The organism is Comamonas odontotermitis (assembly GCF_020080045.1).
Classification (GTDB): Bacteria; Pseudomonadota; Gammaproteobacteria; order Burkholderiales; family Burkholderiaceae_C; genus Comamonas; species Comamonas odontotermitis.
Genome location: NZ_CP083451.1, coordinates 1223277 through 1247863 on the forward strand (window position 1 = coordinate 1223277; position 24587 = coordinate 1247863).

Here is a 24587-nt window from a genome sequence, read left to right on the forward strand (position 1 = left end):
CGATGGTAGTGGGCGCAGGCGCTGCGATTAGCGCCATTGCGGTCATCAGTGCTTAACGTAGGTTTTTCCACCACAGCGCATTGATGCGTGGCAGGCCAACGGTCAGCACCTCGCCGATCTCCGGGGTTGCCAGCGTGATGCTGCGCTGCTTGGTCAGCGCCTCCAGGCGGTCCAGAGGATCGCGCCAACCGTGCATGGCGAGCGCAAAGGTGCTGTTGTGCACGCTGTAGAGCACCTGGCCACGTACATCGGTAAACGCTTGCACGGTTTCCTCTGGTGTCATGTGTACCGAGGGCCAGTAGGCATCGTAGGCACCGTTTTCCATCAAGGCCACATCCATGGGGCCGAGCTTTTCGCCAATGGTCTTGAAACCGGGGAAGTAGCCTGAATCGCCGGTATAGAAAATGCGCTGGCCTCCCGCCTGCAGCACCCACGATGCCCAGAGCGTGCTGTTGCGGTCATTGAGCGTGCGGCCTGAGAAATGCTGCGACGGCGTGGCGGTGAGGGTAACGCCGGCATGCGCATCGGCCTGCCACCAGTCGAGTTCGGTGATGCGGTCCGCTTCCACCCCCATGGCACGCAGGCGGGCACCGACTGCCAGTGGCACGAAATAGCGCTCCACCTTGCCAAGTAGAAACTTGATCGTGGGCTCGTCCAGATGGTCATAGTGGTCGTGCGAGAGCACGAGGCCTGCAATTGGCGGCAACTCCTGCAGCGGCAGCGGCGTGGGGTGAAAGCGCTTGGGACCGATGAAGCTGAAAGGCGATACGCGCTCGCCAAACACCGGATCAATCAGCCAGTAGCGCCCCTGCAGCTTGAGCAGGTGCGAGGAGTGACCCAGCCGGATGATGTGGTTGGCGTCGTCTGGCAGCGCCTGCAACTGCGCCTGCGTCACCGGCCGCACGGGAATCGGGTCTTGTGGCACGGTGCCGGTCTTGTCGCCAAACAGAAAACGCGACCAGATCTGCAACCCGCCTGCGTGGGGCTTGATGTCGGGGTTGGGGCCATTGCGAAAGCGCTGGTCCTGCGCCGAATATTGTTGCGAAGCCTGGTAGCGGCGCTGGCTTTCTTCGTCGGGAGTCGATGCGCATGCGGCAATGGAGCAGGCCGTAGCGACCAGCCAGCCGCTGCGCAGGCGTTTGAATCCGCTGCGTGGGCTTGCCGTGGCGGGGGATGGCGAGGGGGAGGGTGTGCTCATGGAACAGGTGTCGAGTTCTCCGAACCATGATAGCGGCCTGAAAAAAAGCCGCAGGCGTGCGGCTATTGGCTCCAATCTTCCATGCACAGAGGCTATGCCAGTGCCTTGCGCCCTACGGCCTGGATCAACTGGTTCAGCCGCGCATATTGCTGCTGGAACACCTCATCCGCCTGGGATTGCGAGTTGATCGGCTGGCGCACATTGCGGCCTTCGGATTCGAGCTTGCTGCGAATGGCAGGCGTTCCCAGCGCGGCAGAGACTGCATTGCGCAGTACCGTGACGCGCTCTGGCGGCGTGCCTTTGCGTACAAAGTAGCCGCCACCGATCGTATGCTCGAAATCGGGTGTGTACCGGCTTGCGGAGATGAGTGGCAGGTGTTGGATGGGCGCGGGCAGCGCCTTGGAGAAGCTGGTGAGAATGTGCAGGCGGCCCTGCTGCTGCATGCCATCGAAGCTGGTCTGGTACGGCAGGATGGCGAAATCCACCTGGCCGCCAGCCACATCCTGCAGGGCAGGTGCTGCGCCCTTGTAGGGCACGTGCAGAAACGGCAGCTTCAGCTGTGCTGCCAGGGCATCGCCCATCAGGTTGTACATGGAGTCGATGCCCACCGTTGCATAGGTGAGCGGTTTGTCCTGGCGCTTTTTGGCAAAGTCGATGAAATCGTCATAGGTGCGGGCGGGCAGGTCGTTTTTCACCAGCAGCACGATGACGGCATCGGTGGTGGGGCAGGCGAAGCTGAAATCCTGCGGTTTGTAGCGCGCAGCCGGGTTCAGCATGGGGGCCAGAAAGACTTCATTGGCCGAGCCGTGGAAGAAGGTGTATCCGTCACTGGGGGCGGACAGCACCTTGCCAGCGCCCAGTAGGCCGGTGCCGCCGCCGATGTTCTCGACGATGACCTGCTGCTGCAGCGTCTTGCCCATGGATTCCGCAAAGATCCGCGCTGCAACGTCGCTGGCGCCGCCTGCGGGATAGGGAACGACCAGACTCAACGGTTTGCTGGGGAATGCATCACTGGCCCGCGCAAGCGGTGAGATGGCCGACAGACCGGCAAGGCCCGCCGTGGCGCTCAGACTCTGGATGAAGTGGCGGCGATGGATGTGCTGCATGAAAGCTCCGGAAAGATGTGCAGATGTGCGGGGCCGACAGGGGCTAGCGCAGATAGCTCTGGACGAGGTGCGACCAGAAGGCGGCGCCAATGGCCAGGGCCTTGTCGTTGAAGTCGTACAGCGGGTTGTGCACCATGCAACCCCCATCTTCTCCGACGCCATTGCCCAGGCGAATGTAGGCGCCGGGGCGCTTCTGGAGCATGTAGGCAAAATCCTCGCTGCCCATGGTGGGCGTGCGCTGGCTCACGTTGTCGGCGCCCAGTAGGCGGATGGCGGCCTCGCGGGCGTACTCCGTCTGCGCGGGATGGTTCACCAGCACGGGGTATTTGTGCAGGTAGTCGATCTCGCAGGTCAACTGGTAGCTCTGGGCCTGGCCTTCGACAAACTGGCGAATGCGCTTTTCGACCAGCGTGCGCACCGCAGGGTCGAGCGTACGCACACCGATTTTCAGCAACGCAGATTCGGGAACGATGTTGTAGACCTCGCCGGCCTGGATGGAGCCGACGGTGATCACTGCCGCGTGCAAGGCATCGATTTCGCGGGTGACGATCGATTGCAGGCCCAGCACGATGCTGGCTGCGCACTGCATCGGGTCGATGCCATGGTGCGGCATGGCGCCGTGGGCGCTGCGGCCATGCAACCGGATGGTGACGCGGTCGAACGAGGCCATGGCGGGGCCGGGGCTGATCGCCATCTTGCCAACGGGCAGGCCGGGGGCGTTGTGCAGGGCGTAGATTTCGTCGCAGGGAAAGAGGTCGAACAGGCCTTCATCCACCATGCGCAGTGCGCCGCCTTCATTTTCTTCCGCAGGTTGGAAGATCAGGTTCAGCGTGCCGTTGAAATCCACCGATTGGGCCAGATGCCTCGCAGCGCACAGCAAGATGGCGGTGTGGCCATCATGTCCGCAGGCATGCATCTTGCCAGGCAAGGTGCTGGCGTAATCGAGGCCCGTGCGCTCCTGGATGGGGAGCGCATCCATGTCGGCGCGAATGCCGATGGCCTTGCTGCCATTGCCCTTGGTCAACTGCCCCACGACACCAGTGGAGCCCAGGCCGCGATGCACCCGGTAGCCCAGGCCTTCGAGGGTGCTGGCGACCAGGTCGCTGGTTCGCTGCTCTTCAAAAGCCAGTTCTGGGTGGGCGTGGATCGATCTGCGGATCGAGACGAATTGCGGTGCAATTGCTTCCACGGAAGACAGGAGACCGGCGCTGGCAGGGAAATCTTGAGACATGGCTTGTGCGATGGCAGGCGGAGAGGGTGTCTGGCATTGTGGAGTGGAGTGCCGGGACGCTTTGTCACTCAATGGACAAAAGGAGTGTCCTGAGCGCCCAGGGCAGCAGATGCAAAACGCCGAGAGCAAAAACGCAAAAACGCGCCCTCGGGCGCGTTTGAGTCTGAAATGTGAAGTCTGGGATTCAGGCTTTGCGGCGAAGCGTGCTCATTCCACTTCGGCAATCAACTCGATCTCGACGCAGGCACCACGGGGAACCTGTGCCACGCCAAATGCGCTGCGTGCATGGGCGCCTTTTTCTGGGCCGAACACCTGGGCGATCAACTCGCTGGCGCCGTTGGTGACGAGGTGCTGCTCGGTGAAGTCTTCCGTGCTGTTAACCAGGCTCATCAGCTTGACGATGCGCTTGACGCGGTTGAGGTCTCCGCCCACGGCCGCCTGCAGGGTGCCCATCAGGTCAATGGCAACTGAGCGCGCAGCCAGCTTGCCTTCGGCAGTGTCGATGTTCTTGCCGAGCTTGCCTGCCCAGGGTTGCCCGTTCTTGCTAGCTGTGTGGCCACTGATGAAGACCAGGTTGCCGGTCTGCGCAAAAGGGGAATAGGCTGCAGCAGGCGTGCGCACGGGCGGCAGCTCGATGTTCAGGGCTTTGAGTTGGTCGTAAACGCTCATGGTTGGTGTCCTGGGGATGGTCAAGAAAAGGAATGCCTGCAAACCAGTTCTGCTATCAAATTTGCATGCTTACCGCACATCGTACCAGTCCCATCGGCCATTTTTCTATGCAAAAAGGCAGCGGCGCCATGCCCAAAAGACATTGGCGCCGCTGGCGTAGGCCTGGCGCCCGGGTATCAGGCCAGCTCGGCGATCAACTCGATTTCCACGCAGGCGCCGAAGGGGATCTGTGCCACGCCAAAGGCACTGCGGGCATGGGCGCCTTTTTCAGCACCGAACACTTCGGCCATCAATTCGCTGGCACCGTTGGTGACGAGGTGCTGCTCCGTGAAATCGCTGGTGCTGTTGACCAGGCTCATCAGCTTGACGATGCGTTTGACGCGGTTGAGATCACCGCCCGCTGCGTGCTGCAAAGTGCCCAGCAGATCGATGGCCACGGCGCGCGCGGCAAGCTTGCCTTCTTCGGTGGTGATGTTGCGACCAAACTGCGCCACCCAGGGCTTGCCATCCTTGCGCGCGATGTGGCCGCTCAGGAAGACCATGTTGCCGGTCTGCACATAGGGCACATAGGCAGCAGCAGGAATGGCCAGCGGCGGCAGGCTGATGTTCAAGGCTTGGAGTTGGTCGTAAACGCTCATGGAGTCCTCGGTGGTTGGTGGGGGCAGCAGCGCTGCGCCGATTGCAGAAAGCGCCAAGTGTGGCACAAATGCATACTGCTTCCCAGCGCAGGCGATGACCTTCGTCATGAATGTCTACCGTTCGTCTGTTCAGGGGGCCGACCCTTGGAAGCACAGCGGCGGTGATGCCTAGCATGGCACCATGCCAAGCGCCTTGTCACCGTCACCACGCTCTTCTGTGCAAGACGCCACTGCGTCTTTTTTGGGGTGGCAGCCTCTGGCATGGCTTTGGGGCGTTGTGCTGGGCGCCACATTGCAGCTGCAGCAAGCGGAGCTGTACCCGCAAGCGGTGTATGGATGGGCGATGGGTTTGGGCACATTGGCAAGCGCCTGGTGCATATGGCGTGCAGGAGCATGCAGAAAACACGGTGGATGGCGCCGGCGTGCCGATCGTCTGGGCGCAATGCTGGCGGCTTGCGCGCTGGCCTGGGGGCAGGCGGGTTGGCAGGCCACGCAGCAGATGGCGCTGCGGCTGGATCCCGCGCTGGAAGGGGTAGATTTGCTGCTGCAAGGCACCATTGCCGCCATGCCGCAGCAAACGGCGCTGGGGCAGCGCTTTCGTCTGCAGGTTGACACGGCGGAGTCAGGCGGGCGACCGGTTGCAGTGCCGCCGTTGGTCGATCTCGCATGGTACGCACAGCCCGCTGCCAATGCCACGCGTAGTGGTGCACCTGCTGGCTCTGTAACGATTCCCACGCTGGCGGCGGGGCAGCGCTGGCGCTTGCCGGTACGGCTCAAGGCGCCGCACGGCAGCGCTAACCCGCATGGGTTTGACTATGAACTGTGGATGTGGGAGCAGGGCGTGCACGCTACGGGCTATGTGCGCTTGCCAGTGGGCGCTCGAGCCGGTGGCAGCCTGCAGTCCGGCCCGCAATTGCTGGAGGTTGGCAACACACATCCGGTGGAGCGCCTGCGGCAGCATGTGCGCGATGCCATGGTGCACCGGCTGGCGCCGGTTGCCGATGGCAGGCGTGCAGGTGGCGATGGGGGCGAGCAGGAGGCTGAGACACGGCGGGCCCGTATCGCTGGCGTGTTGGTGGCTTTGGTTACCGGTGAACAGCGCGCCATCGACCGGGAGGACTGGCGTGTCTTTCGCATTACGGGCGTGGCGCATCTGATGGCGATTTCGGGCCTGCACATCACCGTGTTTGCCTGGGCTGCCAGCATGGTGGTGAGCTGGTGCTGGCGCCGCAGCAACCGCCTGTGCCTATGGCTGCCCGCGCCCCAGGTGGCCCTGGCTGCCGGGGTGCTGAGTGCTTTTGCCTATGCTGTGTTCAGCGGCTGGGGAGTACCTGCGCAGCGAACTGTGCTGATGCTGGCGGTGATCGCCATGCAAAGGCTGAGTGGCAAGACATGGCCCTGGTATGCGACATGGCTGATGGCCTGCGGCGCAGTGGTGGTCTTCCAACCCATGGCATTGCTGCAGGCGGGGTTCTGGCTCAGTTTTCTGGCTGTGGGCATCTTGTTTGCTTCGGATATTGGAGCGGGCGCTCCCCGTGAACCCTCTGCTGGACGGCTACAGGGCACCAAGCGCCGCTTGCAGGCCTTGTTGCGCGAACAGTGGATCGTGACGGTGGCCATCACGCCACTGTCCCTGTTGCTGTTTGGCCAGGTGTCGGTGGTTGGCCTGCTGGCGAATGTGCTGGCCATACCGTGGGTGACCTGGGTAGCGACGCCTATGGCGCTGCTGGGCGTGGCACTGCCTCCGTTGTGGGATATGGCTGCCTGGGCCATGCAGATACTGATGGTGTGGCTGGAATGGCTGGCGCGCTGGCCGCACGCCGCGCTGTGGCTGCCTGCCGCGCCATGGTGGGCGGCAGTGGCAGCCATGGCGGGCGGCATCTGGCTCGTGTTGCCGCTGCCATGGCAGTTGCGCATGCTGGGCCTGCCATGCCTGCTGCCCGCACTCTGGTGGCAGCCGCTGCGGCCTGCCGAGGGACAGTTCAGCCTGCTGGCGCTGGATGTGGGGCAGGGCCAGGCCGTGCTGGTGCAGACGGCTCGCCACAGTCTGTTGTACGACACGGGGCCGGTCTACGGCCCGGGCAGCAATGCAGGGGACCGCGTGGTGGTGCCCGTAATGCGTGCGCTGGGGGCGCAAGGGCGTGAATCGGGCGTGTTGGACATGCTGGTGCTCAGCCATGGTGACAGTGACCATACCGGCGGCAGCGCCGCTGTGGCAGAGCAACTGCGACCTGCGCAGGCCATGGGCTCTCTGACCTTGCAGGAGCGCAGCCAAGCAGGTTTGCAGGCGCTGCCCTGGCGTGACTGTGCTGCGGGCCATTCCTGGAGTTGGGATGGGGTGCAGTTTGAAGTCCTGCATCCTGATGGCCCCTTGCCAGTGGAAGAGCGCATGGGGCGCCAACGTTCAGGCAATTCGCGCAGCTGCGTATTGCGCATTCAGGCGCAGCCCTACCAGGTCCATGCGGCAGCGGCTCTATTGCTGGGTGATCTGGAAAAGCAGCAGGAGCAGCTACTGGTGCAGCGCGGTACTGTGCTGCGTGCAGACCTGATGCTGGTTCCACACCATGGCAGCAATACCTCGTCGAGCCCGTCGTTGCTGGCCGCCGTGGGTGCCAGCCGGGCCGTGGCGCAAACGGGCTATCGCAATCGGTTTCGCCATCCAGCAACCCCCGTGGTGCAGCGGTATGCAGAGCAGCGCATCCGGTTTCACTCCACAGTCGAATGCGGCGCTGCATTGTGGCATTCCACCTTGCCAGCAGCATTGCAATGCCAGCGCCAGATTCGGCAGCGGTATTGGCAGCATGGATTGCACCAGTTTGGTGCAAATTCAGCGCATATCGACAGCGAGTCTCTGCCGGAGCGCGATGCTGCTCCTGCAAAATCCATAGGGGATGGCAATGGGGCCTTGATACCCGATGAAGGTTAGTACCTAGCTGGCGGTGGCGCGAAACTTGCTAAGCTGATTCTGTGAGAAAGGACATGTTGATGCAGAAATTTGATGAGATGTACCAAGGGCTGCCATACGCCACGGGGGCCGAGCGGGTGCATTACCAGACCTACGCCAAATGGCTCAAGGAGCAGCCTTTCGACAAGATGCAGGCATTGCGTGAAGAGGCCGAACTGGTGTTCCGCCGTGTGGGTATCACTTTTGCGGTCTATGGCGAAAAGGACGAAGATGGCTCGGGCACCGAGCGGCTGATTCCGTTCGACCTGATCCCGCGCATCATTCCCTCGCACGAATGGCGGCAGATGCAAAAGGGCCTGGTGCAACGGGTAACGGCCCTCAACCGGTTCATCCATGATGTCTACCACGACCAGGAAATCCTGAAAGCCGGCATCGTGCCGCGCGATCTGGTGCTGGACAACAGCCAGTACCGGCCCGAAATGCAGGGCGTGAATGTGCCGCTCGACATCTACGCGCATATGGCAGGCATCGACATCGTGCGCGCGGCCGAAGCCGACGGAAGCGGCACCTACTATGTGCTGGAAGACAATCTGCGCGTGCCGTCCGGGGTGTCGTACATGCTGGAAAACCGCCGCATGATGATGCGGCTTTTTCCAGGGCTTTTCAGCAGCCATGCCGTAGCGCCTGTGGCCCATTACCCCGATTTGCTGCTCGATACCCTGCGTGCCAGTGCCCCCGCCCACGCCGTCAACAATCCGACGGTGGTGGTATTGACGCCAGGCATGTACAACAGCGCTTATTTCGAACATGCCTTCCTCGCGCAGCAAATGGGGGTGGAACTGGTGGAAGGGCAGGATCTGGTCGTGCGCGACGATATGCTCTACATGCGCACCACACAGGGGCTGCAGCGCGTCGATGTGATCTACCGCCGTGTGGACGACGACTTTCTGGACCCGCAGGTCTTCCGCCCCAATTCCACGCTGGGCTGCGCGGGCCTGATGCAGGTGTACCGCAAGGGCAATGTCGCCATCTGCAATGCGGTGGGAACCGGTGTGGCCGACGACAAATCGGTCTATCCCTATGTGCCCGACATGATCCGTTTCTACCTGGGGGAAGAGGCCATCCTGAAAAACGTGCCGACCTGGATGTGCCGCAAGCCGGATGACCTGGCCTACGTACTGGACCATCTGGATGAGCTCGTGGTGAAGGAGGTGCACGGCGCTGGCGGTTACGGCATGCTGATCGGACCGGCAGCCACGCGCGCAGAGATCGAGGAGTTTCGCGCGGTGCTCAAGGCCAAGCCCAGTGGCTATATCGCGCAACCCACGCTCAGCCTCTCGAGCAGCCCCACCTATGTGGAAAGCGGAATTGCGCCGCGCCATATCGATCTGCGCCCGTTCGTCCTCAGCGGCAAACAGGTGCAGATGGTGCCGGGTGGCCTGACGCGCGTTGCCCTCAAGGAGGGCTCGCTGGTCGTCAACTCGTCGCAAGGCGGAGGCACCAAGGATACCTGGGTGCTGCGCGGCCCGGAGGATGACTACAGCGAGTGGGAGGGCGGCCAGCAGTGAGGCTTGCACGCACCACCTGACCTTCGACCAAGATCATGCATAGCGAAAGATTTTATTGATGCTGAGCCGTACCGCCGATCACCTCTACTGGATGTCCCGTTACACCGAACGGGCGGAGAACACCGCCCGCATGCTGAATGTCAGCTACGAAACCTCCATGCTTCCGCAGTCTGCGTCCGCTGCCACCAAGGCCTGGCAGAGCGTGCTGTCGATCAGCGAGCTGCTGCCCGCTTACTACCAGCGCCACGATGAAGTCACCCTGGAAGGCGTCTTGCACTTCATGGTGCGGGACGAAACCAATTCCTCATCGATCTACAGCTGCCTGCAGGCGGCGCGCGAGAATGCCCGCGCCGTGCGCGGGGCGTTGACGACAGAAGCCTGGGAGACGCAGAACCTGACCTGGCTGGACATGAACCGGCTGTTCAAGGCCAAGAAGTTCGAGACTGACCCGGCCAAGTTCTTTGAATGGGTCAAGTACCGTTCACACCTGTCGCGTGGCGTGGCGTTGGGCACCATGCTGCAGGACGATGCGTTTCGCTTCCTGCGGTTGGGCACCTTCATTGAGCGGGCAGACAACACCGCGCGCTTGCTGGATGTACGCTTTCACGCCATCAAGAACGATTACCATGGCACGGTGCCAGGCAAGGGCCAGGCGCAGTTCGACTTCTACCATTGGAGTGCCATTCTGCGCAGCGTCTCGGCGTTCGAGGTGTACCGCAAGGTCTACCGCAATGTGATCACGCCCGAGCGTGTGGCAGAGATGCTGATTCTGCGCCGAGACATGCCACGCTCCCTGCATGCCAGCATGTACGAGGTCGTGCAGATTCTGGAAGCCGTGGCCAATGACCACTCGGCTGAAACCCAGCGCCAGGCAGGCTTGCTGCTGGCCGAGTTGCAGTATGGGCGCATTGACGAATTGCTGGCCACCGGCCTGCATGCCTACCTGGTGCACTTTCTGGAACGCGTACATGCGCTGGGTGGTCGCATCGGCAACGATTTTCTCGCTACCGCGGACCTGTAAGTGAACAGCATGTAGCGGAAACGAAAAAAGAAAAGGGAAAGGGCGCATGGCGCCCTTTCCCTTTTCTTTGGATGGTGTGAGCTTGACGCTCGGCGGGCTTACTCCAGCTCGCCCATCACTGATTGCAGGTAGTTCTGCGTGCCGACCTTGTCGATCAACTCCAGCTGGGTTTCCAGGAAGTCGATGTGCTCTTCGGTGTCGTCCAGAATCTTCTGCAGTAGATCGCGCGAGACATAGTCGCGCACGCTTTCGCAATGGGCAATGCCGTCCTTGATGGTGGCTTGCGCGCCTTGTTCCAGGCGCAGATCGCAGGCGAGCGCTTCAGGCACGTCTTCGCCGATCTGCAGCTTGCCCAGATCCTGCAGGTTGGGCAGTCCGTCGAGCATGAAGATGCGGTCCATCAGCCAGTCGGCGTGCTTCATCTCGCCGATGGATTCCTCATATTCCTTCTTGGCCAGCTTGTCGAGGCCCCAGTGCTTGTACATGCGGTAGTGCAGAAAGTACTGGTTGATGGCGGTGAGTTCGTTTTTCAGCTGGGCTTGCAAAAAGCCAATGGCCTTGGGGTCGCCTTTCATGGTGGGCTCCTTCTCGGTGTGTCAGTGGTCGATGGGTGTATTGTCGGGGCGAATCGGCGATGCGCCAAACCGGTGGGTTGCTAATCCCCGCTGCGGCGTTCTGGCTGCGTTTAAGGTTGAGTTGTGTTCGCATTTGACAGTGCCTGCCTGCGCCTGCATGATTCGGCCTTGTCGGAGCGCAAGGCCGTTGTCACATGGCTGTGCTAACTTGCAGAGGTGGTGCGCAATCTGCTGTGCGGCCTTGCAAATTCGGCAATCGTCCCTATTGAAGAAGTACGACAGGTCGGGATCTTGAAAATAGCTTTTGCAAATTAAAACGATCAATTTAATTGACTGGATTAATGATTCAAGTTTTCCTACACTAACTCCTGTCAAGCAATTTTTACCACTAGAAGGAAACAGCAATGTCCCTGATCAATACGCAAGTCCAACCCTTCAAGACCACTGCTTTCGTGCAGCGCGCTGGCGCCGCCAAGGGTGAGTTCATCGACGTGACCGAAGCCGATTTGAAGGGCAAGTGGTCTGTCGTGATCTTCATGCCAGCCGCTTTCACCTTCAACTGCCCCACCGAAATCGAAGACGCAGCCAACAACTACGCCGAGTTCCAGAAGGCTGGCGCAGAGGTCTACATCGTCACCACCGACACGCATTTCTCCCACAAGGTGTGGCATGAAACCTCCGACGCCGTGGGCAAGGCACAGTTCCCACTGGTTGGCGATCCAACCCATCAACTGACCAATGCCTTTGGCGTGCACATCCCTGAAGAAGGCCTGGCGCTGCGCGGCACTTTCGTGATCAACCCTGATGGCGTGATCAAGACCATGGAAATCCATTCCAACGAAATCGCCCGTGACGTGTCGGAAACCCTGCGCAAGCTCAAGGCTGCCCAGTACACCGCTGCTCACCCAGGTGAAGTGTGCCCCGCCAAGTGGAAAGAAGGCGAGAAGACCCTGGCTCCTTCGCTGGACCTGGTCGGCAAGATCTGATCGATCTCACACTGCTACAAAATAGGTAGCTTCAGACGCCCGGGTGCCTGGCGCCCGGGCATTATTTTTTTCAAAAACTAGAAAATTCAATCGTTACAAAGTCAAAAGGAAGATCCATGCTCGACAACACCATGAAAGCACAATTGAAAGCGTACTTGGAGCGTCTGACCAAGCCCGTCGAGCTGGTGGCGGCCTTGGGCGATGACGAAAAGTCGCAGGAAGTGCGCGAACTGCTCGCGGACATCAAGGAGCTCAATGACAAGATCACCGTGGTCGAGAAGAAGGATGGCGACGAACGCCGGCCTTCGTTTCTGATCACCAACCCAGGCGTGGATACCGGCGTGCGTTTTGCCGGCGTGCCACTGGGCCACGAATTCACCTCGCTGGTGCTGGCGTTGCTGCAAGTGGGTGGCCACCCATCGAAGGAATCTGCAGATCTGCTGGAGCAGGTCAGGAATATCGATACGCCACTGCACTTCGAGACCTACTACTCGCTGTCATGCCACAACTGCCCGGATGTGGTGCAGGCGCTGAATCTGATGGCGGTGCTCAACCCCAAGATCACGCATACTGCGATTGACGGCGGCATCTTCCAGAAGGAAGTGGAAGCGCGCGAAGTGATGGCGGTGCCCACTGTTTTTGTCAACGGCGAACGCTTTGGCCAGGGCCGCATGGAGCTGGCCGAGATCGTGGCCAAGGTCGACACGGGCGCTGCGGTACGGGAAGCCGCCAAGATTTCTGCCAAGGAAGCCTTTGATGTGCTGGTGGTGGGCGGAGGCCCTGCTGGCGCGGCTGCGGCCATCTATGCCGCCCGCAAGGGCATCCGCACCGGCATCGCGGCCGACCGCATTGGCGGCCAGATGCTCGATACCGTGGATATCGAGAACTTCATGTCGGTCAGCAAGACCGAAGGCCCCAAACTATCTGCGGCGATGGAAAACCATATCCGTGACTACGAGGTGGACATCATGGCCTTGCAGACTGCCAAGCGCCTCACCCCTGCTGCGCAGGAAGGCGGCTTGATCGAGATTGAGACGGAATCGGGTGCCAAGCTCAAGGCCAAGACCGTGATTCTCTCGACCGGCGCCCGCTGGCGCAACATGAACGTGCCTGGTGAAGACAAGTACCGCACCAAGGGTGTGACGTACTGCCCGCACTGCGATGGTCCGCTGTTCAAGGGCAAGGATGTGGCCGTGATCGGCGGCGGCAATTCGGGCATTGAAGCAGCCATCGATCTGGCTGGTGTCGTCAAGAGCGTCACGGTGCTGGAATTTGCTGCGGAGCTGAAGGCCGATGCCGTGCTGCAGAAGAAGCTGGCGACCTTGCCGAACGTCAAGGTGATCCTGAATGCCCAGACCACCGAAGTGAATGGCGACGGCAAGAAGGTGACCGGTCTCACGTACAAGGACCGCACCAACGACGAGATCAAACAGGTTGCGCTCGAAGGCATCTTTGTGCAGATCGGTCTGCTGCCCAATACCGATTGGCTCAAGGGCACGGTGAACCTGACGCGCTTTGGCGAGATCGAGATCAATGCCAAGGGTGAAACCAATCTGCCCGGCGTGTTTGCTGCCGGTGATTGCACGAACGTGCCGTTCAAGCAGATCATCATTGCCGCAGGTGCTGGTGCCACGGCGGCGTTGTCGGCCTTCGATCACCTGATCCGGCATTGAAATGGCTGCTGGCGCTTGACTGGTAAGCGCCAATTGCTATCAAGGCAATACTGAAATCTCCCGTAAATGCAAAGAGGACTGCCTGGCAGTCCTCTTTTTTTGTTTGCCTCTGTTGCCGAACTTGATCGGCATCAAAAAACGGCCCGAAGGCCGTCTGTGGGAATGGCGGGATGCCGATCAGCCCTGCTTGCCGATGAGCAGGTATTCCATCAGGGCCTTTTGCACATGCATGCGGTTCTCGGCCTCATCCCAGACGACGGATTGCGGGCCGTCGATCACATCGGCCTGCACTTCCTCGCCGCGGTGCGCGGGCAGGCAATGCATGAAGAGGGCATCCTTCCTGGCAATCGCCATCATCTCCTGGTCCACGCACCAGTCGGCAAAGGCCTTCATGCGCTTCTCGTTCTCTTCCTCGTAGCCCATGCTGGTCCACACATCGGTGGTGACAAGGTCTGCATCCTTGCAGGCATCCATCGGGTTGCTGAAGATTTTGTAGCAATCCTTGTTGTAGGGACGGCCGCTGAAGGCCAGTTCTTCATCGATCTCGTAGCCGCTTGGCGTGCTGACGTGCACCTTGAAGCCCAGCAGGTTGGCCGCCTGCAGCCAGGTATTGGCCATGTTGTTGCCGTCACCCACCCAGGCCACCGTCTTGCCCTGGATGGAGCCGCGATGCTCGATGAAAGTGAAGATGTCGGCCAGGATCTGGCAGGGGTGGAACTCGTTGGTCAGGCCGTTGATCACCGGCACGCGCGAGTGGGACGCAAAGCGCTCGATCTTTTCCTGGCCGAAGGTACGGATCATCACCAGATCGGTCATGCGGCTGATGACGCGTGCGCTGTCCTCGATGGGCTCGGCGCGGCCCAGCTGGCTGTCGCCGGTGGTGAGGTGCACCACGGAGCCACCCAACTGGTACATGCCCGCCTCAAAGCTCACGCGCGTGCGCGTGCTGGCCTTTTCAAAGATCATGGCCAGCGTGCGGTCGGCCAAGGTGTGGTGGGTGACGTAGCCCTTGAACTTCTGCTTGATCAGCGCAGCACGCTTGAACAGGTATTCATACTCATCGGCCGTGAAGTCTTGGAATTGCAGGTAATGTTTCATAACGCTCGGGTCTTGTCTGTAGAGCTTATGCAAACAGGGAGGTGCAGCGGGCCTTTCCATTGGCAGGCTGCGGCCTGATCCTGATTTGCATAAGCCGTGGTTTACTTGCCAGCCAGGAATGCCTTGACCAGCGGAGCCAGCTTGGCGACGATCTCGTCGGCTTCCGCTTCCGTCAGGATGAGGGACGGCACAAGGCGGATCACGGTGTCGGCGGTCACGCTGAACAGCAGGCCTGCCTCTTGCGCTCCACGGGTGATCAACTCGCCGCAGGGCTTGTTCAGCTCCACGCCGATCATCAGGCCCTGGCCGCGCACTTCGACGAAGCCTTCCGTACCCGCCAGCGCCTTGTTCAGTGCGGCCTTCAGATAGTCGCCGACCTTGGTGGCGTTGTCCAGCAGCTTCTCTTCTTCCATGATGCGGATGGTTTCGACGCCAGCGCGCATGGCCAGGGGGTTGCCGCCGAACGTGGTGCCATGGTTGCCAGGCTGGAACACCTTGGCTGCCTTGGGGCCCGCCACCACTGCACCGATCGGCACACCCGAGCCCAGGCCCTTGGCCAGCGACATTACATCGGGCACGATGCCGGCCCACTGGTGGGCAAACCATTTGCCGGTGCGGCCCATGCCGGCCTGGATTTCATCCACCACAAACAGCCAGTCCTGGGCATCGCACAGCTCGCGCACCTGCTTCATGAAGTCGGCGCGCATGGGGTGCAGGCCGCCTTCGCCCTGGATGGGCTCCATCATCACGGCAACGATATTGGGGTTGCCTTCGGTTGCCTCTTTCAATGCCACGAAATCGTTGGCCGGCACGCGCAGGAAGCCATCGAGCAGCGGGCCAAAGCCATTGCGCACCTTGGGGTTGGCCGTGGCGCTCATTGTGGCAATGGAGCGGCCGTGGAAAGCGTGGTCAAAAACCACGATGACCGGCTTTTCGATGCCCTTGTCCACGCCATACTTGCGGGCGATCTTGATCGCCGCTTCGTTGGCTTCCAGGCCGGTGGAGCAGAAGAAGGCGTTGGTCATCTTCGAGCGCTCCACCAGCAGGGCCGCCAGCTTTTCCTGACCAGGCACGTAGTAGTAGTTGCTGGTGTGGATCAGCTTGGTCATCTGGTCATGCAGTGCCGCCACCAGCTTGGCATGGTTGTGACCCAGCGTGTTGACGGCGATGCCGCCCAGTGCATCGAGGTATTCCTTGCCGTTGACATCCCACACGCGCACGCCCTGGCCTCGCTCCAGTGCGACTGGCACGCGGCCATAGGTAGTCATCACATGGGGCTCTGCAGGCTTGACGATGTCGGTCATGGGAAATCTCCACAAAAAAGTAAATAAAAACTCCACAGATACCCGCTAAAGTGGCTGGGCGTCGGGTGGAAAGGCCATTCTAGGGGCTGGGCGGTACACCACTAGTGAAGAATGTGCATCACTGCATTGCGCAAGCGATCTCTTTGTGAAATATACGCTTTGCGTTGAAGAGCTGTACATGAAATGGACCAGCTGTGTAGTGTTTTCGGGATTTCGTGCCCGGTATCCTGTTGGTCTGCCTGAATTGCGTGAATTTGCGGCAAAACTATGTTGCCTGCGCATTTCATGATGTCTTGAAGTTATAGGCCCTGCGTGCTTATCTCTTATATAAGAGTTAAAATGCTGGTTTGGCCTCGGGCAGTGATCCTCCTGGAAGGCCGTTATCAGAGGTTTCCGTCACATGGTTTCTCCGTCGTCTCAAGAGGTTTTCATTTTGGGCATCACCCAGGGTGGAAGGACATTTCGCCCCAGCGACTGGGCGGAGCGCCTGGCTGGGGTGATGAGCCAGTTTCGTCCGGGCGGCGCGCGTCCCGGCAGCCATCTGGGCTACTCGCCCTGGTGCATTCCCACCACGATGAATGGCGCCAAGTGCGTGGTGGTCAAGCGCGAGTTGCAGGCCCATGAGCCGATGGCCTGGGACTTCGTGATGAATTTCGCCCGCGACAATGATCTGCAGACCACCGATGCCTGTCTGATCCCGGATGCTTCGGCATCGGCTCCCGCTACCAAGGCCTGATTCTCAGGCCTTCTTTTTTGGGTGCGGGCAGCGGGCGGGAGAGAGTCCGGTGACCGGGTGAAGAAGCGCGGAATGCTATTGTTTTTGATAATGCAGGCGGCTTCTGGCGTGAGCTGGCGTATATTGGGGGTGAGTACGAACGTAAAAAAGCCGTCTTGCGACGGCTTTTTTACTACTGACAGCGCACCCGTTTACAAACGGCGGGCAGAGGGTCTGCCCGTGCGATTGCCTAAATGGATTAGGCGGCCAATGCCAGGGCTTTCACCTTGGCAGCAATGCGGCTCTTATCGCGAGCGGCCTTGTTCTTGTGGAAGATGCCCTTGTCGGCGATCGTATCCAGCACGGACTGGGCCTTTGCAAACAGTTCGGTGGCCTTGGTCTTGTCGCCAGCGGCAACAGCCTTTTCCACGTTCTTGATAGCGGTGCGGTACTTCGAACGCAGCGAGGTGTTGGCGGCGTTCAGCTTGACGTTCTGGCGGGCGCGCTTGCGGCCGGATGCCAAACGGGGGTTCTTCTTGACTGGCTTGGATGCCATGATGATTTTCCTTAAAAGTCTGCGGATGTTGTCAGTGAACCAGCGATTATAGCGGCAATTTACACAGAAATCCAGGCGCTAGTTCAATCCCCTGGCTGGGCACGGCTACACTTTGCGGGTGTCTCTGTTCAAAGCCGCCTCCACCGTCTCCCTGTTCACACTGCTCTCGCGTGTGACAGGCCTTGCCCGCGATCTGCTGATGGCCACCATGTTCGGTGCCAGCGCGCTGACGGATGCCTTCAATGTGGCCTTTCGCATTCCCAATCTGTTCAGGCGATTGTTTGCGGAAGGGGCCTTTAGCCAGGCCTTTGTGCCGGTACTGGCCACGACCCTTGCCAAGGAGGGGGAGGAGCGCACGCGCGCCCTGGTGCAGAGCGTGGCAACGGTGCTGTTCTGGATACTGGCGGTGACTTGCGTGGTTGGTGTCGTGGCCGCACCGGCGCTGGTGTGGCTGCTGGCCAGCGGCCTGCGCCAGAACGCACACAGCTATGACGCTGCCGTGCTGATGACGCGCTGGATGTTTCCGTACATCGGTTTCATGTCGCTGGTGGCATTGGCCGCAGGCGTGCTCAATACTTGGAAGCGCTTTGTGGTGCCGGCATTCACGCCGGTGCTGCTCAACGTCAGCATGATTGTGGCAGCCTTGCTGCTGGCGCCTTGGCTGGGTGCGCGCGGCGTGGAGCCTATCTATGCCATGGCGGCAGGGGTGATGTTGGGGGGCGTGCTGCAGTTGGCCATCCAGTTTCCGGCACTGCGACGCATCGCCATGGTGCCGCGCATTGCCTTCCGGCCATCGGCCATCAAGGCTGCCTGGGCGGATGCTGGCGTGCGTCGCATTCTGACGCTGATGGCACCGGCCTTGCTGGGTGTCGGGGTGGCGCAGATTTCTCTGATGATCAATACGCAGATTGCGTCGTACATGGCAACGGGCAGCGTGACATGGCTGTTCTATGCCGACCGGCTGATGGAGTTTCCCACCGCATTGCTGGGCGTGGCGCTGGGCGTGGTGCTGACACCCCAGTTGGCTTCGGCCAAGGCGGCGGGCGATGATGCACGCTATGGCGCCATGCTGGACTGGGGGTTGCGGATGGTGGTGTTGCTGGCAGTGCCATGTGCCGCAGCCTTGCTGGCCTTTGCTAAGCCACTGGTGGCAGTGTTGTTCCACTACGGCGCGCTCAAGGGATCGGATGTCGGGCAGATTGCCCTGGCGTTGCAAGGCTATGGTGTGGGCCTGCTGGCGATGGTGGCCATCAAGGTGCTGGCACCGGGTTTCTATGCCAGCCAGGACATTCGCACGCCGGTCAAGATCGCCATCTGCGTGCTGGTCATCACCCAGCTGTTGAATCTGGTGCTGGTACCCAGCTTTGCACATGCGGGTCTGGCACTGTCGATTGGCCTGGGCGCGATTGTGAATGCGCTGTGGCTGCTGGTGGGGCTGATGCGCCGAGGCAGTTTCAAGCCGCAGCCGGGCTGGCTGATCTTCTTTGCCCGTGTCGGGTTGGCGGCTGGCCTGCTGACCATCTTTTTGCTGTGGGGATCGCATACGTTCGACTGGGTGGCGCTGGGCAGCGAACGGCTCAAGCGTGTGGGCTGGCTGGTTCTGTGGCTGGCGGGCTCGGTGGTGCTGTATTTTGGCGTGCTGGCCCTGTCGGGCATGAAGCTGCGCAGCCTGCTGCGCCGCTGATACTGAATGGGCAACTGATAGGCACATTCACAACAGTTGGTGACAGTTGTCGCCCAGATGTGCCTGCACGATGCTATACATTGAAGCTATGGCGCAAGCAGCGCTGCAGAAGCGCCAGAACGCGGTGATTGCACCAGCGTTGTTGCCGGAGCGCTGCAGCAGGGATGCATATGGACTTCAGCTTTTCGATCCCCACCCCGTTGGAGCATTTCGCGTCGCTGGTACAAAGCGATGACAACTTTCCGCTGCTGGAAGCTGCAGCGGCCATTGCCTGCATCGAATACCCGCAGCTTGACATCCAGCAGGTGGTCAACGAGGTGGACCAATTGCTCAGCCAGTTGCGAGAGAGCCGTGACGCCCACAGTCGCAGCGCCCTCACACGCCTCAAGGTGCTCAACCACCGCTTCTATGCCGACTGGGGATTCCAGGGCAATCCCAATGATTTCTATGCCCCCGACAACAGCTGCCTCAATGCGGTGCTGCATCGCAGGCGCGGCATTCCGGTGTCTTTGGCGGTGATCTGGCTGGAGCTGGCCTCTGAACTGCAACTGCCGGCGCACGGCATCTGTTTTCCGGGCCACTTCCTGCTCAAGGTCAGTGTTGCAGAGGGACAGATCGTGCTCGATCCTCTCTCGGGGCAATCGTTCTCCAGTTCCATGCTGGCCGAAATGCTGGAGCCCATGCAAAAGGCGTATCACCGGGTCGACGAGGATGATGTTCCTCTGGGGCTTTACCTGCAGGCAGCAACATCGCGCGACATCATCGTGCGCATGCTGGCCAACCTCAAGGAAATCTACCGCAGCGACAAGGCCTGGGCGAAGCTGATCGAGGTGCAGAACCGTCTGGTATTGCTGCAGCCCACCGAATGGACGGAGCTGCGCGACCGGGGGCTGGCATACGCAGAACTGGGGGTGCAGGACCGGGCCCGCGAAGACCTGCAGCAGTACCTCAACCAGACCGGTGTGCCGGAGGATGCCGCCCAGATCCGTGCGGCGCTGCTGGATTTACAACGCATGTAACAAACATCAGTTGTTTGACATGTATTTGTCACTATTTCGTCATACATCGGCGGCAATATAGTGCTCTGAGGCGTTAGCACTACCGAATCAATTCCGGGTGAATGAGGTGCGCCAGACCATACGGCCATGGTGGCAGGCCGTGTATTGGTATGGCCGTTTTTGCCGGGCTTGTCTGCAGACGATGATTCAGCGGTGGTGTTAGCGGCACTTTTTGAGGAAGAGTTGCTATGAAAGACCGTTTTGGAATTTCGCCCGAGGATGTCATGCACAAGATTGCACGCGATGTCATGGACGATTACGACGAATCCTTGGAGCTGGAGATGGAGGATGGCCTGCTGGGGGCGCCTTTTGCTGCAAGCCTGAGCGAGAACGAATACAAATATTTCCGCGAGCTGCTGCGGCTGCAGGGCGAACTCGTCAAGCTGCAGGACTGGGTGCAGCACACGGGTCAGAAGGTGGTGGTGCTGTTCGAGGGGCGTGATGCCGCAGGCAAGGGCGGCGTCATCAAGCGCATCACCCAGCGCCTGAACCCGCGCGTGGTGCGGGTGGCGGCTCTGCCTGCACCGAATGACCGCGAGCGCACGCAGTGGTATTTTCAGCGTTACGTGGCGCACCTGCCTGCTGCAGGCGAGGTGGTGCTGTTCGACCGCAGCTGGTATAACCGGGCTGGCGTCGAGAAGGTCATGGGCTTTTGCACCAACGAGCAGTACGAGGAGTTCTTCCGCTCGGTGCCCGAATTTGAAAAGATGCTGGTGCGTTCGGGTATACGCCTTGTCAAATACTGGTTTTCGATCAGCGACGAGGAGCAGCACCTGCGCTTTCTCGGGCGCATCCATGATCCGCTCAAGCAGTGGAAGCTCTCGCCGATGGATCTGCAAAGCCGCGTGCGCTGGGAGGAGTATACCAAGGCCAAGGAAGTGATGCTGGAGCGCACACACACACCCGAGGCGCCATGGTGGCTTGTGCATGCCGATGACAAGAAGACGGCGCGCCTCAACTGCATCGCGCACTTTTTAAGCCAGATTCCGTATTCCGATGTGGATCACGAAAATGTGGTGCTGCCTGATCGCGTGCGCCACCCGGACTACAGCCGCCAGCCGGTGCCCGCTTCCATGTATGTGCCGGAAATCTACTGAGGCCGGAGTCCGTGCCAACGCTGCACAGGCCACCTGCTGACCGGCGGCTGGCCTAGCATTCAAGCAAAACGCCTCGGTTCCCCGAGGCGTTTTTTTGTGAACGGTATGCTATCTATTCAGTAGCTGTTGGCCTATATCAGGCGTGCGGCGAACAGCTCTTTCTTCAGGTAGGCGTAGAACAGCGGCGCAGCCACAAGACCGGCGGGGCCGAAGATGGCTTCGGCCACGAACATCACGGACAGGAGTTCCCAGACGCCCATATGCGTTTTTGCGCCCACCACTTTGGCATTGATCAGGTATTCGGCCTTGTGGATCAGCACCAGAAAGGCCAGGCATGCCACCGCCGTCAGGGGCGATACCGACAGGCCGACAGTCGTGATGACGGCGTTGCACACCAGGTTGCCGACGATGGGGATCAGGCCGCCAAAGAAGGTCAGCATGATGAGTGCGCCGCTGTAGGGCAGGCGCATGTCGAGCAGAGGCAGGATGCCGAGCAGGAAAATGGCGGTCAGCACAGTGTTGAACAGCGCAATCCAGAACTGCGCGGCCACAATCTGGCGGAAGGCATCGCCAAATCGTTGCACCCGCAATTGCAACTGGTGGGCCAGCGGCGCGTGGGAGAGGCGGCCATGCCGCACTGCGGCCAGCGAACCGATCAACAAGCCGACAAAGACATACAAAAGCCCTGCGAGCCAGGAGCGACCCATGTTTGCAATGGTGCCGGCCTTGGTGCCCAGGTACTCGGCTGCACGCTGTTGCAGCTCCTGCGCGCCATCGGGCAGCACGTTGGCCAGCTCGGGCGGCAGCTTGCTGCGCAGGTCGAGCAAGGTCTTGGCCATGGATTCCAGAATGTCGCGGTACTGCTGCGGAGCGTTGAGCAGATAGCCCTGCGAATGGATCAGGCCCAGGGTGACCAGAACAATCGGCACCACGAGCACGATGGTCACGGCCACATATTCGATCCAGCGGGCCGGCGGCACCTGCAGCGACAGAGGCTGGCGGCTTGCATCAGCAATCTTGCGGACCAGAAACTGGGTGAAGGTATAGCCCACGCAGGCGGCCAGAAGCCCCACCAGCAGCCCATTGAGCATGATGATGAGCAGCGCAAAGCCCATCAGCAGGTAGGAAGCCAGACGCACGCCCCAGTGCACGGGCGGTGGCCGCCAGGGTTGCGGCGCATCGGCAACACCGCCGGCGGATGGATTGCCCGCCGAAGGGGAGGATGGTGGTGTTGCAGAGTCTTGGCGCATGGCGGCAATCGGTCAAAAAGCAGGCTGGCCTGCAGGACCAGCGCTGCCTGGCAGGGCAACCCGGTGGGTTGCCCGCAGGTGGAATGAGCTTAGCGCACCGTGACAGCTGCTTCGCTGCCGCGTGGGCCAATGCTGCCAATCGTCCACACTTGTTCACCAAGTGCGGCAAAGGCGCTCTTGACGGCTTCGGCGCTCTCGGCGGGCACCACCACCACCATGCCGATGCCATTGTTGAAGGTGCGGTTCATTTCGATATCGTCGATACCCGCAGTCTTCTGCAGCCAGGCAAACAGTTCGGTCTGGGGCCAGCTGCCCTTGACCAGTTGCGCGCCCAGCCCTTCGGGCAGCACGCGTGGAATGTTTTCCAGCAAGCCGCCGCCGGTGATATGGGCCAGCGCCTTGATGGGCTGCTCGGCCAGCACGCTCAGCACGTTCTTCACATACAGGCGCGTGGGCTCCATGATGGCCTGCTTGAAGGGCTTGCCATCCAGCGTGGCGGGCACGTTGCCCTGGCTTTCGGCGCGCTCGATGCACTTGCGCACCAGCGAGAAGCCATTGGAGTGCACGCCATGCGAGGCCAGGCCCAGCACCACATCGCCTGCCTGCACGTTCTGGCCGGTCAAAATCTTGCTTTTCTCGACGGCGCCCACGGCAAAGCCTGCCAGGTCGTATTCGCCGTCGGGGTACATGCCGGGCATCTCGGCGGTTTCGCCGCCAATCAGCGCGCAGCCCGACAACTCGCAACCCTTGGCGATGCCGCCCACCACGGCGGCAGCGGTGTCGACATGGAGCTTGCCGCAGGCAAAGTAATCCAGGAAGAACAGCGGCTCGGCGCCTTGCACCAGCACATCGTTCACGCTCATGGCCACCAGGTCGATGCCCACAGTGTCGTGCATGTTCCATTCGAAGGCGAGCTTGAGCTTGGTGCCCACACCATCGGTGCCGGAGACGAGCACGGGCTCCTTGTAGCGCTTGGGAACCTCGAACAGGGCGCCAAAGCCACCGATGCCAGCCATCACGCCTTCGCGCATGGTCTTTTTGGCCAGGGGCTTGATGCGCTCCACCAGCGCATCGCCTGCGTCGATATCAACGCCGGCATCTTTGTACGAGAGAGGGGTAGAGGTAGTAGAAGAGCTCATGGAGGCAATACAAGGGCAAAAAAGCGGAGCACAACCGCCGCGGGCTGGCCACAAGCTGCGATTCTATGACGCCCTGTATACCCGAGGGGGGAGAATGCCTGTGGCGCAGGGCGTAAACACCTTCCGGAGGGCAGATTGCAGTGCCTGGCCGGGATGAATACGGTATTTGTGCCGCCAGAGCTCTGTGTCCGTCTAAAATCAACGGGTTTGCATGCATTGCATATGTGCAGATTGCGGGCCTTGCTGTCAATGGCCGGTCCGGTCTGGCTGCCTTGCATGTGAGTGATCGCTCATTTACCAACCCCTACTGTCCATCCGTACGCAGCCCATGCGTGTCCCATCCGTCTTGCTCCATGTTCTGCGCGCCCGCATTGTTGCGTCGTGCGGCGTGGTCACCTGTGCGGGAGGCTCGGTATGAAGCAGATGGCGCTGGATCTGGGACTGGCCCCCGGGCCCAACCTGCAGCGGTTCTTTCCGGGCTCCAACCAGGCGGCGCTGGAGCATCTGCGCCTGCAGGTGGGTGACGGGTGGGGAACTCCCCGTTCGCCAGTGCCCACTTACCTGTGGGGTGAGATGGGGGTGGGCAAGACCTATCTGCTGCGAGCCGTGGCCGAAACCCTGCGAGAGCAGGGGGCCACGGTGGGCTGGCTGGATGCGAATACCCGCTTTCCCAGCGCGTTCAATGAGCGCTGGTCGGCGGTGATTCTGGATGAGGTGCATTTTTACAACTCCGTCCAGCAGGCGGCGGCATTCAACTGGTTTGTGAATGCCACCAGCCCGGCAACGGGTGCGCGGCGCTGGGTGCTGGCGGCAGGCGATGCGCCGCCTTCAGACCTGAAGCTGCGTGATGATTTGCGCACCCGGCTGGGCTGGGGCGAGATTTACCAGCTACACCTGCTGACCGAGGAGCAGCGCCGTGGCGTGCTCAAGGATGAGGCGCAGCAGCGCGGGCTGACGTTGCCGGACGATGTGATGGACTATATGCTCAAGCGTTTTTCGCGCGACCTGGGCAGCCTGATGCAGCTGCTGGACCATCTGGACAATTTTGCGTTGCGCAACAAGCGGGCTTTGACGATCCCGCTGCTCAAAGACATGCTGGAGACGGAGTGATTTCGG

At 60.8% G+C, this 24587-nt stretch carries 21 protein-coding genes; 10 read left to right on the plus strand and 11 right to left on the minus strand.

The features are described 5' to 3' along the window. Positions 1–52 precede the first annotated feature (52 nt). The 5 genes from LAD35_RS05655 to LAD35_RS05675 all read right to left on the minus strand — a co-directional run bounded on the left by LAD35_RS05655 (position 53) and on the right by LAD35_RS05675 (position 4842). Positions 53–1198 carry an MBL fold metallo-hydrolase gene (locus tag LAD35_RS05655; RefSeq protein ID WP_224151735.1) on the minus strand — a complete coding sequence of 382 codons (1146 nt, stop codon included), beginning with the start codon at positions 1196–1198 and terminating at the stop codon, positions 53–55. Positions 1199–1290: 92 nt separating this feature from the next. After that, positions 1291–2304, minus strand: a complete 1014-nt coding sequence (locus tag LAD35_RS05660) for a Bug family tripartite tricarboxylate transporter substrate binding protein (RefSeq protein ID WP_224151736.1) — start codon at positions 2302–2304, stop codon at positions 1291–1293. A gap of 43 nt (positions 2305–2347) precedes the next feature. After that, positions 2348–3535: a M20 aminoacylase family protein gene (locus tag LAD35_RS05665; protein ID WP_224151737.1), complete on the minus strand. Its 1188-nt coding sequence runs from the start codon at positions 3533–3535 to the stop codon at positions 2348–2350. Between the two features lie 207 nt (positions 3536–3742). Beyond that, complete coding sequence (locus LAD35_RS05670) at positions 3743–4204, minus strand: RidA family protein (protein WP_224151738.1); 462 nt, start codon at positions 4202–4204, stop codon at positions 3743–3745. Positions 4205–4380: 176 nt separating this feature from the next. Continuing rightward, on the minus strand, positions 4381–4842 hold the full coding sequence (locus LAD35_RS05675; RefSeq protein ID WP_224151739.1) for a RidA family protein: 462 nt from the start codon (positions 4840–4842) through the stop codon (positions 4381–4383). A gap of 181 nt (positions 4843–5023) precedes the next feature. Between LAD35_RS05675 and LAD35_RS05680 the strand changes: the two genes are divergently transcribed. From LAD35_RS05680 to LAD35_RS05690, 3 genes are read left to right on the plus strand one after another with little or no spacing between them, the layout of a single operon-like run. Beyond that, the gene (locus LAD35_RS05680) at positions 5024–7768 is read left to right on the plus strand and encodes a DNA internalization-related competence protein ComEC/Rec2 (protein WP_377779612.1); all 2745 of its coding nucleotides are present in this window, start codon (positions 5024–5026) and stop codon (positions 7766–7768) included. A gap of 59 nt (positions 7769–7827) precedes the next feature. After that, on the plus strand, positions 7828–9315 hold the full coding sequence (locus tag LAD35_RS05685) for a circularly permuted type 2 ATP-grasp protein (protein ID WP_224151741.1): 1488 nt from the start codon (positions 7828–7830) through the stop codon (positions 9313–9315). Positions 9316–9373: 58 nt separating this feature from the next. Next, positions 9374–10336, plus strand: coding sequence for an alpha-E domain-containing protein (locus LAD35_RS05690; RefSeq protein WP_224151742.1), 963 nt, complete (start codon positions 9374–9376; stop codon positions 10334–10336). A 98-nt stretch (positions 10337–10434) separates the two neighbouring features. On the opposite strand, the gene bfr is transcribed toward LAD35_RS05690, so the two are convergent. Beyond that, positions 10435–10911 (minus strand): bacterioferritin, encoded by a 477-nt coding sequence (bfr, locus tag LAD35_RS05695; RefSeq protein ID WP_224151743.1) that lies wholly within the window; start codon positions 10909–10911, stop codon positions 10435–10437. 404 nt (positions 10912–11315) lie between these two features. Between bfr and ahpC the strand changes: the two genes are divergently transcribed. After that, the gene (gene ahpC / locus LAD35_RS05700; protein ID WP_184705959.1) at positions 11316–11897 is read left to right on the plus strand and encodes an alkyl hydroperoxide reductase subunit C; all 582 of its coding nucleotides are present in this window, start codon (positions 11316–11318) and stop codon (positions 11895–11897) included. Positions 11898–12013: 116 nt separating this feature from the next. Continuing rightward, a complete protein-coding gene (gene ahpF / locus LAD35_RS05705; protein WP_224151744.1) occupies positions 12014–13570 on the plus strand; it encodes an alkyl hydroperoxide reductase subunit F in 1557 nt (518 codons plus the stop codon). A 177-nt stretch (positions 13571–13747) separates the two neighbouring features. Here the strand turns inward: ahpF and argF are convergent, their stop codons facing one another. Together argF and LAD35_RS05715 are read right to left on the minus strand one after the other, a co-directional pair. Next, entirely contained in the window at positions 13748–14668 is a 921-nt protein-coding gene (gene argF / locus LAD35_RS05710; RefSeq protein WP_224151746.1) for an ornithine carbamoyltransferase, read from the minus strand. Between the two features lie 101 nt (positions 14669–14769). After that, positions 14770–15972 (minus strand): aspartate aminotransferase family protein, encoded by a 1203-nt coding sequence (locus tag LAD35_RS05715; protein WP_224151747.1) that lies wholly within the window; start codon positions 15970–15972, stop codon positions 14770–14772. A gap of 400 nt (positions 15973–16372) precedes the next feature. On the opposite strand from LAD35_RS05715, the gene LAD35_RS05720 reads away from it, so the two are divergent. Further along, entirely contained in the window at positions 16373–16708 is a 336-nt protein-coding gene (locus LAD35_RS05720) for a DUF3579 domain-containing protein (RefSeq protein ID WP_224151748.1), read from the plus strand. 238 nt (positions 16709–16946) lie between these two features. Here the strand turns inward: LAD35_RS05720 and rpsT are convergent, their stop codons facing one another. Then, a complete protein-coding gene (rpsT, locus tag LAD35_RS05725; RefSeq protein WP_221451995.1) occupies positions 16947–17243 on the minus strand; it encodes a 30S ribosomal protein S20 in 297 nt (98 codons plus the stop codon). Positions 17244–17361: 118 nt separating this feature from the next. Here rpsT and murJ point away from each other — a divergent pair, with 118 nt between their 5' ends. From murJ to ppk2, 3 genes are all read left to right on the plus strand, one after another. After that, on the plus strand, positions 17362–18927 hold the full coding sequence (murJ, locus tag LAD35_RS05730) for a murein biosynthesis integral membrane protein MurJ (protein ID WP_224151750.1): 1566 nt from the start codon (positions 17362–17364) through the stop codon (positions 18925–18927). Positions 18928–19097: 170 nt separating this feature from the next. Next, complete coding sequence (locus tag LAD35_RS05735) at positions 19098–19946, plus strand: SirB1 family protein (protein WP_224151751.1); 849 nt, start codon at positions 19098–19100, stop codon at positions 19944–19946. Between the two features lie 227 nt (positions 19947–20173). Continuing rightward, positions 20174–21082 (plus strand): polyphosphate kinase 2, encoded by a 909-nt coding sequence (gene ppk2 / locus LAD35_RS05740; RefSeq protein ID WP_224151752.1) that lies wholly within the window; start codon positions 20174–20176, stop codon positions 21080–21082. A 131-nt stretch (positions 21083–21213) separates the two neighbouring features. Here the strand turns inward: ppk2 and LAD35_RS05745 are convergent, their stop codons facing one another. Together LAD35_RS05745 and purM are read right to left on the minus strand one after the other, a co-directional pair. Next, entirely contained in the window at positions 21214–22332 is a 1119-nt protein-coding gene (locus tag LAD35_RS05745; protein WP_224151753.1) for an AI-2E family transporter, read from the minus strand. An 89-nt stretch (positions 22333–22421) separates the two neighbouring features. Further along, positions 22422–23471, minus strand: a complete 1050-nt coding sequence (gene purM / locus LAD35_RS05750) for a phosphoribosylformylglycinamidine cyclo-ligase (RefSeq protein ID WP_224151754.1) — start codon at positions 23469–23471, stop codon at positions 22422–22424. 414 nt (positions 23472–23885) lie between these two features. On the opposite strand from purM, the gene hda reads away from it, so the two are divergent. Next, a complete protein-coding gene (gene hda, locus LAD35_RS05755; RefSeq protein WP_224151755.1) occupies positions 23886–24581 on the plus strand; it encodes a DnaA regulatory inactivator Hda in 696 nt (231 codons plus the stop codon). Positions 24582–24587 lie beyond the last annotated feature (6 nt).